This is a genomic window from Streptomyces solincola, assembly GCF_002982015.1.
GTDB lineage: Bacteria > Actinomycetota > Actinomycetes > Streptomycetales > Streptomycetaceae > Streptomyces > Streptomyces solincola.
In genome coordinates this window covers 1-12798 of the sequence record NZ_PVLV01000334.1, presented here as the reverse complement: position 1 = coordinate 12798, position 12798 = coordinate 1, and the positions used below count along the sequence as shown (strand labels likewise).

The 12798-nt window shown below is 70.5% G+C and carries 8 protein-coding genes; 3 read left to right on the top strand and 5 right to left on the bottom strand.

What is annotated here, in order from left to right; translation table 11 throughout:
* Positions 1–1262 (top strand): sulfatase family protein (locus C6N75_RS20840; protein WP_105870434.1); only part of this gene is annotated, 1262 nt, incomplete at its 5' end.
* A 24-nt stretch (positions 1263–1286) separates the two neighbouring features.
* Here the strand turns inward: C6N75_RS20840 and C6N75_RS20835 are convergent.
* The 3 genes from C6N75_RS20835 to C6N75_RS20825 all read right to left on the bottom strand — a co-directional run bounded on the left by C6N75_RS20835 (position 1287) and on the right by C6N75_RS20825 (position 3430).
* Entirely contained in the window at positions 1287–1850 is a 564-nt protein-coding gene (locus tag C6N75_RS20835; protein WP_258177518.1) for an antibiotic biosynthesis monooxygenase, read from the bottom strand.
* Positions 1851–2363: 513 nt separating this feature from the next.
* Entirely contained in the window at positions 2364–2552 is a 189-nt protein-coding gene (locus C6N75_RS20830; RefSeq protein WP_105870432.1) for a DUF397 domain-containing protein, read from the bottom strand.
* Positions 2549–3430, bottom strand: a complete 882-nt coding sequence (locus tag C6N75_RS20825) for a helix-turn-helix domain-containing protein (RefSeq protein ID WP_105870431.1) — start codon at positions 3428–3430, stop codon at positions 2549–2551. The genes C6N75_RS20830 and C6N75_RS20825 overlap by 4 nt, the downstream gene beginning before the upstream one ends.
* A gap of 150 nt (positions 3431–3580) precedes the next feature.
* On the opposite strand from C6N75_RS20825, the gene C6N75_RS20820 reads away from it, so the two are divergent.
* Positions 3581–4069 (top strand): ATP-binding protein, encoded by a 489-nt coding sequence (locus C6N75_RS20820; protein WP_322888064.1) that lies wholly within the window; start codon positions 3581–3583, stop codon positions 4067–4069.
* Between the two features lie 84 nt (positions 4070–4153).
* Here the strand turns inward: C6N75_RS20820 and C6N75_RS20815 are convergent, their stop codons facing one another.
* Positions 4154–5683: a helix-turn-helix domain-containing protein gene (locus tag C6N75_RS20815; protein WP_105870429.1), complete on the bottom strand. Its 1530-nt coding sequence runs from the start codon at positions 5681–5683 to the stop codon at positions 4154–4156.
* 424 nt (positions 5684–6107) lie between these two features.
* Between C6N75_RS20815 and C6N75_RS20810 the strand changes: the two genes are divergently transcribed.
* A complete protein-coding gene (locus tag C6N75_RS20810; protein ID WP_105870428.1) occupies positions 6108–8942 on the top strand; it encodes an aconitate hydratase in 2835 nt (944 codons plus the stop codon).
* A gap of 75 nt (positions 8943–9017) precedes the next feature.
* On the opposite strand, the gene C6N75_RS20805 is transcribed toward C6N75_RS20810, so the two are convergent.
* Positions 9018–12764 (bottom strand): GH92 family glycosyl hydrolase, encoded by a 3747-nt coding sequence (locus C6N75_RS20805; protein WP_105870435.1) that lies wholly within the window; start codon positions 12762–12764, stop codon positions 9018–9020.
* Positions 12765–12798 lie beyond the last annotated feature (34 nt).

Sequence of the window (12798 nt, the reverse complement as noted above, 5' to 3'; positions counted from 1 at the left end):
GCCCCAACATCCTCTTCATCCTGGCCGACGACCTGGGCTGGGCCGACCTCTCCTCCTACGGCGCTCCCCACATCCGCACCCCCCACCTCGACCGGCTCGCCGCCCAGGGCGTGCGCTTCACCGACGGCTACTCCGGCTCCGCGACCTGCTCGCCGACCCGCTTCAGCCTCTACACCGGCCGCTTCCCCGGCCGCACCAGGGGCGGGCTCGCCGAGCCCATCGGCAACCGCACCCAGGGCCTGGACCCCGACCACCCCACCCTGGCCTCCCTCCTCAAGAGGGCCGGCTACGACACCGCCCTCATCGGCAAGTGGCACTGCGGCTGGCTGCCCGACTACAGCCCCACCAAGTCCGGTTGGGACGAGTTCTTCGGCAACTTCGGCGGGGCGCTGGAGTACTTCTCCAAACTGGGGCAGCTCGGCGACTACGACCTCTACGAAGGCGACGCCACCTACAAGGACCTGCGCTACTACACGACCATCCTCACCGAGCGCGCCGCCGACTACATATCCGGCCGCCGCCACCAGGGCCGCCCCTGGCTCCTCAACCTCAACTTCACCACGCCGCACTGGCCCTGGCTCACCGAGGAGGACGAGGAGCAAGGCGCCGAGATCGCCGCCAAGATCCGCTCGGGCGACGTCCTGGGCGCCCTCCTCCACCATGACGGCGGCTCGGTCGAGAAGTACACCGAGATGGTCCAGGACCTCGACGCCTCCATCGGCCGCGTGCTCGCCGCCCTCCGCCGCTCCGGCCAGGAGGAGAACACCATCGTCGTCTTCGCCAGCGACAACGGCGGCGAGCGCTTCTCCTACCAGTGGCCCCTCAGCGGTGCCAAGTCCTCACTCCTCGAAGGCGGCATCCGCGTCCCCACCATCCTCCGCTGGCCCGCCCGCGTCGACGGCCGCCAGGTCAGCCACCAGCCCGTCTACTCCCCGGACTGGACCGCCACCCTCCTCGAACTCGGCGGCGCCCGCCCCGACCCGGCCTACCCACTGGACGGCCACAGCCTCGCCGGCTACCTGCTGCGCGGCGAACGCGTCCCCGCCCGAGACCTCTTCTGGCGCGTCCGCGGCAACCGCGCCCTGCGCCGCGGCGACCACAAGTACTACCGCGACGCCCAGGGCCGCGACCACCTCTACGACCTCGCCGCCGACCCCCGCGAACAAGCCGACCTGGCCACCACCCGCCCCGCCCTCCTCGCCGACCTCAAGTCCGCCTGGGAACGCACCGACCGCACCCTCCTGCCGTACTCCGCCGCCTGACCACCCCGCGTCCGCCGGCACGCCCTACCCCCGCAGCCATCCCTTCAGCAACCGCCTCACCACCGGCATCGACACATACGTCATCAGCACGTTGAAGACGCACGCCACGACGGCGCTGCTCAGCACCAGCGGCAGCGCCGTCAGCCGCGGCACCAGCACATAGCCTCCCGCCAGCGAGATCGGGTAGATCGCCAGCGTCGCGCTGATCGCCATCTTCCACTTCGGCGGCGCGGGCCGAGTGGACCCCGGCTTGGCGAACCACGTCTCCATCCCCGTCAACTGCCGCCGGGCTATCTCGGTGTGCCGGTGCCCCTGGCAGTCGGCGAACCACGCCGCCCGCTCCGGGGACTCCTGCCACCGCCGGCACGCCTCCGCGTCCCGGAACCGGTGCACCAGGAACCACGGCGCCTCCCCGCCCGACGACCGGAAGAACCCGTACCCCAGATGCCCCTCGAACGTGGCCGCGCACTCCAGGATCCCCCGCGCCCACTTCTCGAAGGCGACCTCGTACCCCGCCTCCACCCGCCGCGCGATCAGCAGCGTCACCTCACCGCTGTCGGCCGGCACAGTGGTGTGCTCAAGGCTCACCGCAGTCACAAGTCCCCCTCATGATCACGCGCGCCCACCCTCCAGCCTACGACCCGACGGCGCTCCTTCCGCAAAGTGGTCCCGGGGGGGATGACGATGACGCGACGTACTCTGCTTCTGCCAGCGCCCTCACTGTCCTCACCGCCCTGACCAACCTCACCTCCGCCTGCTCGCCTTCCACCCCGCCTCCCGGCACCAAGTCCGGCGGCGGCTCGGGCGCCACCATCTCCTGGCCCCCGGCCGACTTCGACCCCGAGGGCGCGGCCACCATCCGCCTCTGCGTGGCCCGCACCTGCGAGCAGAGTTTTGCCACCGGCTTACACCGCGACGGCTCTCAGCGTGCTCATCGACCCTGGAGGGTTCACCATTCGTTTCGGCCTGACGGCTCGGAAGGCCTGCTGGGCGCTGGTCACCGCCCTGCGAGATCACGATAGGCGGACTATGGAAGGTGCCGAGAGCCCTGCCGCGCCACACCGACTGGCAGGGCTCCAGCGCGTACAAGTGCCGGCTGTACTACTCCGTCGAGGCGAGCCCGACGAAGCCCGCCCACGACTCGCGCGAGACCTTCAGGGCCGGTCCTGCCACGGCCTTCGAGTCACGGACGTGGACGACTCCCGCGCCGGCCGCGACCTCGACGCACTCGCCGCCCTCGGTTCCGCTGTAGCTGCTCTTGAACCAGGCGAGGGGCACAGTGTTGTTCATAGCTCTCCCAGCAACTTCTCGATGAACTCCAGCGACTCTCGCGGGCTGAGAGCCTGCGAACGGATGATCCCATAGCGCGCAGAGGCGAGAGTCGTCTGTTCGGGGTCGGTCACCAGGGTGCTGGTGTTCTGAGCCTCGACGTAGAGGAACTTCTTGCCGTCCTTGCGTGTGACGACGGTGAACGGGCCGTTTACGCCCGCATTGTCCTCGCAGTCAACGGGCATGACTTGAAGCTCGACGTTGCGCTTCTGGCCGATGAGGAGGAGGTGTTCCAACTGGCCCCGCAGTACGCCCTTGCCGCCGTATCGGTGCCGTAGGACCGACTCGTCCATCACGAAGCTCAGCAGAGGCGCCGGACGTCGATCGAAGATGTCCTGCCGGGCGAGTCGGGCAGCTACGCGCTGCTCGATGGTCTCCGTGTCCAGAGGCGGCCGCCGCATGGCGAGGAGTGACCTCATGTACTCCTCGGTCTGCGCGAGTCCGTGGCAGACCATGGTGCTGTACGACAGCAGCTCTATGGCCTGCTTCTCCAGTTGCGCCATGCCCTGGAAGAACACCGGGTACTGCGCCTTCTCGACTTCCTCCTTCCACACCGACAGGAGACCGTCCGCGTCGACCGCCTGGTCAGCGCGGTCGATCGCCCTCGGTGGCGGGATCCTGCGCCCCTGCTCGAAGGACGCGATGCTGGACGCCGAGTACCCGAGCCGTCTCCCCAGCTCCTCCCGCTCCATCCCCGCCCGCAACCGCAGCGTCTTCAGACTCTGCCCGAAGGCCGCGACCACGCCCTGCCCCGACTTGTCGGCGGCACGGCCACCGTCATCGGCGTCCTTGGCTTCTGACCCGAGCTCGGGCTCTGGCGCTGTCTGGTCCGACGTCATGCCCCGCCACCTGCCTCCCCGGAACGAGCATCTGGCCGGGCGCTCGTCCTGCCGTGCCCCGCGTACCTGTGTCGACGCCGCGCGTACAAGCATGTCGCGTCGGTGCGTCACCACTGGTCACGCTACGCCACCAGGGGGATCGTTCGGGCCATGAAGAGCAACCTCGACGGTTTTGGCAATACCTGCCAACAAGCCAGCGTCCAGACGTACTCGGGCACCCTGTCCCTCGCCATGCGGTTCACCTCCACGCCGCGCGGGGCCCGGCCCGCCCGCCGGCTGGTCGGCGTGCGGCTGCACGAGTGGGGGATGCCGTACGGGAGCGGGCCGCACGAGGCGGTGGTGCTGATCACCGCCGAGCTGACGGCGAACGCGGTGCGGCACGGGCACGTGCCGGGGAGGGGCTTTCACCTCGCCCTGCGTGGCACGGCCGAGCCCTGTCCCGTCGTCGTACGGGTGGAGGTGAGCGACACCCGGACCGAGCGGCAACTGCCTCGCCCTGGTGGTCTGCCCCAGCCCGACCCGCAGTCGACGGGTGGGCGGGGGCTGGTGCTCGTCGAGGGGCTGGCCGCCCGCTGGGGCTGGCGCCCGAGGGCGGGTGGACCCGGGAAGACGGTGTGGGCGGAGTACGAGATTCCGTAGCCAGAACCAGAGCCAGAGCCAGAGCCGGAGCCAGAGCCGGGGCCCGGGTTGACGCCCGGCCCCGGCTTACTGGTGCTCCGGCCCTCAGATGTCCCGGAAGATCTCGATCTGCGCCCCCACCGAGTTCAGGCGCTCCGCGAGGTCCTCGTAACCCCGGTTGATGACGTACACGTTCCGCAGCACCGACGTGCCCTCGGCCGCCATCATGGCGAGCAGGACGACGACGGCCGGGCGCAGGGCGGGCGGGCACATCATCTCGGCGGCGCGCCAGCGGGTGGGGCCTTCGACCAGGACGCGGTGGGGGTCGAGGAGTTGGAGGCGGCCGCCGAGGCGGTTGAGGTCGGTGAGGTAGATGGCCCGGTTGTCGTAGACCCAGTCGTGGATGAGGGTCTGGCCCTGGGCGGTGGCCGCGATGGCGGCGAAGAAGGGGACGTTGTCGATGTTGAGGCCGGGGAACGGCATCGGGTGGATCTTGTCGATGGGTGCTTCGAGTTTGGAGGGGCGGACCGTGAGGTCGACCAGGCGGGTGCGGCCGTTGTCGGCGGCGTACTCGCCGGAGCGGTCGTGGTCCAGGCCCATCTCCTCCAGGACCGCCAGCTCGATCTCCAGGAACTCGATGGGCACCCGGCGGATGGTCAGCTCCGACTCGGTGACGACGGCGGCGGCGAGCAGGCTCATCGCCTCGACCGGGTCCTCGGAGGGGGAGTAGTCCACGTCGACGTCGATCTGCGGGACGCCGTGGACGGTGAGGGTGGTGGTGCCGATGCCCTCGACCCGCACGCCCAGGGCTTCGAGGAAGAAGCAGAGGTCCTGGACCATGTAGTTGGAGGAGGCGTTGCGGATGACGGTGACGCCCTCGTGGCGGGCGGCGGCGAGGAGGGCGTTCTCGGTGACGGTGTCGCCGCGCTCGGTCAGGACGATGGGGCGGTCGGGGGTGACGTCCCGGTCGACCTCGGCGTGGTAGAGGCCCTCGGTGGCGGTGATGTCCAGGCCGAAGCGGCGCAGCGCGATCATGTGCGGCTCGATGGTGCGGGTGCCCAGGTCGCAGCCGCCGGCGTAGGGCAGCTTGAACTGGCGCAGCCGGTGCAGCAGCGGGCCGAGGAACATGATGATGGAGCGGGTGCGGCGGGCCGCGTCGGCGTCGATGGCGGCCATGTCGAGGTGGCCGGGCGGGATGATCTCCAGGTCGAGGCCGTCGTTGATCCAGCGGGTGCGCACCCCGATGGAGTTGAGGACTTCGAGGAGGCGGTAGACCTCCTCGATGCGGGCGACCCGGCGCAGGGTGGTGCGGCCCTTGTTGAGGAGGGAGGCGCACAGCAGGGCGACGCAGGCGTTCTTGCTGGTCTTGACGTCGATCGCGCCGGAGAGGTGGCGGCCGCCGACGACGCGCAGGTGCATCGGGCCGGAGTAGCCGAGGGACACGATCTCGCTGTCGAGCGCCTCACCGATGCGCGCGATCATCTCAAGGCTGATGTTCTGGTTGCCGCGCTCGATGCGGTTGACGGCGCTCTGGCTGGTGGCCAGCGCCTCGGCGAGCTGCGTCTGTGTCCAGCCACGGTGCTGGCGGGCGTCACGGATGAGCTTGCCGATGCGTACGAGGTAGTCGTCTGACATGTCCGCAGGTTATCTCAGATATGAGATGTTCTCGCGGTGGGGGTGGTGAAGGAGTGACGTGTACACCGGCTCCTGGTGACGCGTGCACCGGCTCCCGCTCCAAGCGTGGGGCGGTATCGGCGGCGGCGCGCGGTGGGGGCGGCCGGACGGGTGGCCCGCCCCTCGACGGGTACCCGCCGGGCGGCATGGCAGTCGGTCCGGCGGGTGTGAGGGGGCGGTCACACGCGTCAGGGCATGACCGGGCGACGGTCATGTACTAGAGTTATCTCGACATCGAGATATCTGTCGGAAGGCGCACCGCAGTGGCACCGTGGCCGCGCCGACCCGGTAAGGGTTACCTAACTAAGTCTTACCTTAGCGGATCGGCGCAGAGTCGTCGCGGCAGGATGCGGTGGGAACGCGCACATTGAAGAAGGAGACTGTCGTGTCGGCGAACAGCTTCGACGCCCGCAGCACGCTGCGCGTGGGCGACGAGTCGTACGAGATCTTCAGGCTGGACAAGGTCGAGGGGTCCGCGCGCCTCCCGTACAGCCTGAAGGTCCTGCTGGAGAACCTGCTCCGCACCGAGGACGGCGCGAACATCACCGCCGACCACATCCGCGCCCTGGGCGAGTGGGACTCGCAGGCCCAGCCCAGCCAGGAGATCCAGTTCACCCCCGCCCGGGTGATCATGCAGGACTTCACCGGCGTCCCCTGCGTGGTGGACCTCGCCACCATGCGCGAGGCCGTCAAGGAGCTCGGCGGCGACCCGGCGAAGATCAACCCGCTCGCCCCGGCCGAGCTGGTCATCGACCACTCCGTCATCGCCGACAAGTTCGGCACCGCCGACGCCTTCGGGCAGAACGTGGAGCTGGAGTACGGGCGCAACAAGGAGCGCTACCAGTTCCTGCGCTGGGGCCAGACCGCGTTCGACGAGTTCAAGGTCGTCCCGCCCGGCACCGGCATCGTCCACCAGGTCAACATCGAGCACCTGGCGCGCACGGTCATGGTGCGCAACGGCCAGGCGTACCCGGACACGCTGGTGGGCACGGACTCCCACACCACGATGGTCAACGGCCTCGGCGTGCTGGGCTGGGGCGTCGGCGGCATCGAGGCCGAGGCCGCCATGCTCGGTCAGCCGGTCTCCATGCTGATCCCGCGCGTCGTCGGCTTCAAGCTCACCGGTGAGCTGAAGCCCGGCACCACCGCCACCGACCTGGTGCTCACCATCACCGAGATGCTGCGCAAGCACGGTGTCGTCGGCAAGTTCGTGGAGTTCTACGGCGAGGGCGTGGCCGCCACCTCGCTCGCCAACCGCGCCACCATCGGCAACATGTCGCCGGAGTTCGGCTCGACCGCCGCGATCTTCCCGATCGACGGTGAGACGCTCAACTACCTCAAGCTCACCGGCCGCAGCGAGCAGCAGGTCGCGCTGGTCGAGGCGTACGCCAAGGAGCAGGGCCTCTGGCTGGACCCGGCCGCCGAGCCGGACTTCTCCGAGAAGCTGGAGCTGGACCTCTCCACCGTCGTCCCCTCCATCGCCGGCCCCAAGCGCCCCCAGGACCGCATCGTCCTGGCCGAGGCCGCCGAGCAGTTCCGCAGCGACGTCCTCAACTACGTCGAGGCCGGCGTCACCGGCGGCGACGACCGCCGCTCCGGCGTGCCGCAGCAGGAGAAGCCGCACGGGGTCGCCTCCCCGGTGGACGAGGCGAGCGCCGAGTCCTTCCCGGCCTCCGACGCCCCCGCCTACGGGCACGACGACAACGGCTCCGGCGCCCCGCAGTCCGGCGGCCGCGGAGTCGACACCAGCCCGTCCAACCCGGTCACCGTCACCGCCCCCGACGGGTCGACGTACGAGATCGACCACGGCGCGGTCACCGTCGCCGCGATCACCTCGTGCACCAACACCTCCAACCCGTACGTCATGGTCGCCGCCGCGCTGGTGGCCAAGAAGGCGGTGGAGAAGGGCCTGACCCGCAAGCCGTGGGTCAAGACCACCCTGGCCCCCGGCTCCAAGGTCGTCACCGACTACTTCGACAAGGCGGGCCTCACCCCGTACCTCGACAAGGTCGGCTTCAACCTCGTCGGCTACGGCTGCACCACCTGCATCGGCAACTCCGGCCCGCTGCCGGAGGAGGTCTCCAAGGCGGTCAACGACCACGACCTCGCGGTGACCTCGGTGCTGTCGGGCAACCGGAACTTCGAGGGCCGGATCAACCCCGACGTCAAGATGAACTACCTGGCGTCCCCGCCGCTGGTCGTCGCCTACGCGCTGGCCGGCTCCATGAAGGTGGACATCACCCGCGACGCGCTCGGTGTGGACACCGAGGGCAAGCCGGTCCACCTCGCGGACATCTGGCCGACCGAGGCCGAGGTCAACGACGTCGTCGCCAACGCCATCGGCGAGGACATGTTCAACAAGTCCTACGCGGACGTCTTCGCCGGCGACGCGCAGTGGCAGGCGCTGTCCATCCCGACGGGCAACACCTTCGAGTGGGACGCCGAGTCCACCTACGTGCGCAAGCCCCCGTACTTCGAGGGCATGGAGATGGAGCCGTCCCCGGTCGGCGACATCACCGGCGCCCGGGTGCTCGCCAAGCTCGGCGACTCGGTCACCACCGACCACATCTCCCCGGCCGGCGCCATCAAGGCCGACACCCCGGCCGGCCAGTACCTCACCGAGCACGGTGTGGAGCGCCGCGACTTCAACAGCTACGGCTCGCGCCGCGGCAACCACGAGGTCATGATCCGCGGCACGTTCGCCAACATCCGCCTGCGCAACCAGATCGCGCCGGGCACGGAAGGCGGCTACACGCGGGACTTCACGCAGGCCGACGCTCCGGTGGCGTTCATCTACGACGCCTCCCGCAACTACATCGAGCAGGACATCCCGCTCGTCGTGCTCGCGGGCAAGGAGTACGGCTCCGGCTCGTCCCGCGACTGGGCGGCCAAGGGCACCGCGCTGCTCGGCGTCAAGGCCGTCATCGCCGAGTCCTACGAGCGCATCCACCGCTCGAACCTGATCGGCATGGGCGTGCTGCCGCTCCAGTACCCGGAGGGCGGCTCGGCCGAGGAGCTGGGCCTGACCGGTGAGGAGACCTTCTCCATCACCGGCGTCACCGAGCTGAACGACGGCACCACCCCCCGTACGGTCAGGGTCTCCACCGACACCGGCGTGGAGTTCGACGCGGTCGTCCGCATCGACACCCCCGGCGAGGCGGACTACTACCGCAACGGCGGCATCATGCAGTACGTGCTGCGGAGCCTGATCCGCAAGTAGGCACGACAGGCACGACACGAGGAGGAGCCGCACCCCGAGACGGGGTGCGGCTCCTTCGCCGTCGCGGGAGGCGTCCTACCGCCCGCCCGCCAGGAGCTCGACCTCGGCGAGCACCGCCGGGCCGCCCGCGACCGCCTCCGGCACCAGCCGGTAGCGGGGGTACGTCCCGGGCCGGTCGACCGTGAAGACGCGGGTCTGCCGGTCCCAGGCGAACGACTGGCCGGAGCGGACGTCCAGGTCGCGCCAGTCCGTGCCGTCCCGGGAGCCCTGGAGCCGCCAGCCCGCCGGGGCCTTGGCCCGGTCAGCCGAGGTGAGGGTGTACTGCACGGCCCGGGCGCCGGACGCCGGCGCCGGCAGCTCCACCGACTCCACGGGGGCCGAGGTCGCCGAGGTGTCGTCGACCAGGGCGCCGGCGCCGGACAGGACGTCGCGGCGGGGCGTGGGCACCCGGTCGTCGGTGGTGATGGACACCGGGGCGGCCCGGGCGCCCGTCCCCCAGGCGGAGGGGCGGGGGCCCATGGCGAAGTCCAGGGCGCCGCCGCGGGCCAGCAGGTCGTGGGGGAGCGCGGTGGAGTCCCAGCGCTTGCCGTTGACCTTCAGGCCCTGCACATAGATGTTGCGGTCGCTGTTGTCCGGCGCGCGGACGGTCAGGGTGCGGCCGTTGTCCATCCTGACGGTCGCCTTGGTGAACAGCGGCGAGCCGACCGCGTACTCCCCGCTGCCCATCACCAGCGGGTAGAAGCCGAGCGCGGAGAACAGCCACCAGGCCGACTGCTCGCCGTTGTCCTCGTCGCCGTGGTAGCCCTGGCCGATCTCGCTGCCGGTGTAGAGGCGGGAGAGCACCTCGCGCACCTTCTCCTGCGTCTTCCAGGGCTGGGAGGCGGCGTTGTACATGTACGTGGCGTGGTGGGCGACCTGGTTGGAGTGCCCGTACTGGCCCATCCGCACGTCCCGCGCCTCGGTCATCTCGTGGATGACGCTGCCGTAGGAGCCGGTGAACTCGGGCGAGGCGGTCTCCGGGGTGGCGAAGTAGGCGTCCAGCTTGCCCGCGAGGCCGGCGCGGCCGCCGTAGAGGTTGGCCAGGCCCCGGCTGTCCTGCGGGGCGGTGAAGGCGTAGCCCCAGCCGTTGGTCTCGGTGTAGTCGTAGCCCCAGATCCGCGGGTCGTACGCGCCGCTGGGCACCCGCCACGCCCCCTTGGGGTCCTTGCCCTGGAAGAAGCCGGCCTCGGCGTCGAAGAGGTTGACGTAGCCGCGGGCGCGGTTGAGGAAGTACGCCGCCTCCTCGCGGTAGCGGGGCTTCTTGGTCTTCCGGTGCAGGGCCTCGGCCATCTTCGCCAGGCCGTAGTCGTTGAGGTAGCCCTCGAGGGACCAGGACAGGCCCTCGTGGGTGGCCGTGGAGGCGTAGCCGAGGAAGGGCGAGGTGTCCATGCCCTTGCGGCCCACGCCGGAGGACGGCGGGACGACGGTGGCGTTCTTCAGGGCCGCCTCGTACGCCGCCTCCGCGTCGAAGTCGACGCCCTTGACGTACGCGTCGGCGAACGCCACGTCCGAGGAGGTGCCGGTCATCAGGTCCGCGTAACCGGGCGATGACCAGCGGGAGATCCAGCCGCCGTCCTTGTACTGCTGCACGAAGCCGTCCACCAGCTCGCCGGCCGCGCGCGGGGTGAGGAAGGAGTACGCCGGCCAGGTGGTGCGGTAGGTGTCCCAGAAGCCGTTGTTGACGTACACCCGGCCGTCGACGATCTTCGCGCCGGTCCCGGTGGGGGTGTTCTGGCCGGTGGGCGCGGAGAACGGCGAGGCGTACCGGTCCTTGCCGGCCGCCTTCTCGAAGCCGGAGTTGGGGTAGAGGTAGAGCCGGTAGAGGTTGGAGTAGAGGGTGGTGAGCTGGTCGCGGGTGGCCCCCTCGACGCTCACCCGCCCCAGGATGCGGTCCCAGGCGGACTGGGCCTTCTCCCGGACGCGCTCGAAGCGGGAGCCCGCGGGGAGTTCGGCGGCCAGGTTGGCCTTCGCCTGCTCGGTGCCGATCAGCGAGGTCGCCATCCGCAGGGTGACGGTGCGGTCCTTGCCGGCGTCGAAGCGGAAGTGGCCCTTCACGCCCTCGGCGGCCGAGTCGGTGACCGGCGCGTCGAAGACGCCGTAGACGAACATCCGGCTCGCGCCGGCGGACAGGCCGCTCCTGACGTCCGAGTAGCCGGTGAAGGAGGAGGTGGCGGGATCGAGCGTCAGGCCGCCCTGGGTGGTGACGTTGTCGAAGACGACGGAGGCGTCCGCGCCGGGGTAGGAGAAGCGCATCATCGCGGCGTGGTCGGTGGGGGTGATCTCGGCCTTCAGGCCGTTCTCGAACCGTACGCCGTAGTAGTGCGGCTTCGCCGTCTCGTTCTCGTGGCGGAACGGCAGCGCCCGCTTGACCCGGTCGGTCTCCGGCGCACCAGGCCCCGCGGAGGGCAGCAGTTGGAAGGTCTGCCGGTCGCCCATCCAGGGGCTCGGTTCGTGGCTGGCCGCCAGCGCCTGGAGGGCGGGCAGGTTGTCGGCGTTGTTGCCGCGCGCGTAGTCGTACAGCCAGCTCGTGGAGGCCGCGTTGGTCACCGGCGTCCAGAAGTTGAAGCCGTGCGGCACCGCCGTCGCCGGGAAGGTGTTGCCCCGGGAGAACGAACCGCTGGAGTTGGTGCCCCGGACGGTCGACGCCCAGTCGGAGGGCCGGCCCGGCCGCTCCAGCCGGGGCGCGGGGCGCAGGGAGACGTCGTCGATCCAGCCCTGGAACTTCGCCGGCCCCTTCGGCGCGTCGTACGCCACCAGGATCCGGTCCACCCGCCTGCCGGCCGCCACCGTGCCGATCGAGGCGGTCACCTGGTTCCACTGGTTGACGTAGAGCCGCTTGGCCGCGCCCTGCCCCCGCGGGGAGAGCCCGCCGCCGTGGCTGTCGACCGCGCGGAGCCCGCTGAGGTAGCTGCCGTCGGTGAAGGCCAGGTCGATCGAGACGTGGGTGGCCGGGTACTTCAGGTCGGTCTCGGCCATCGCGGGGAAGATCCGGTACGACAGCTCGGTGTCCCGGCGGACCGCGACGTCCACGTCGAAGACCTTGTTGTACGAGTAGCCGCGCCCCTGGGCGGTGTGCGAGCCGGCGTAGCGCAGGGCGCGCACGCCCGTGTAGCCGGCATTGGCCTTGGCGGTGGGGGAGCCGCCCGGACCGCGGTCCACGCGGCTGCGCATCTCCGGCGGGACCGGGGCGTTCTCGTCGCCGTCGGAGAACTGCACGTCGGAGAGCTGGACGATGGAGGAGGTCCCGGCGGTGGCGGTGATCTCCAGCCGGTAGTGCGCGTACGCGGCCGGTTCGTCGACGTCGTAGGTCCTGGTCTCGAAGCGCTTGGCGAAGGTCTGCTTCTCGCGGGTGTCCAGGACGGTCCACCTGCTGCCGTCGGCCGAGCCCTTGAGCGTCCAGGTGCCGGGGTCGCGCTCGGCGTGGTCGTTGGCCGAGGTCAGCGCGTAGGCGGCGACCTGCACCGGCTTGTCGAAGTCGAACTCCGCCCAGGCGGTGGAGGCGAAGGTCAGCCACTTGGTGCCGGGCTGGAGGTCGACCAGGTTCTCCTTGGTCTCCCCGGCGCCCGCGTTCTCGCCGCTGGCCCGCACGGTGGTCACCCGGTCGGTGACGTTGCCCGGGATGCCGGTGGAGAAGCCGCCGTCCACGCCGGAGGCGAGCGGGCCCCCGGCGGCGTCGGTCTCCACGGTGTCCTGCCAGTCCGGTTTCCGCTCGTCCGGCTCGAAGGAGGAACGGAACTGCGCCGACGGAGCGGCGGGACGGTCGGGTCGGGCGGGCAGGGCCAGCGCGGCCGAGGGGGCGGCGGTGGCCCTGCCCGCC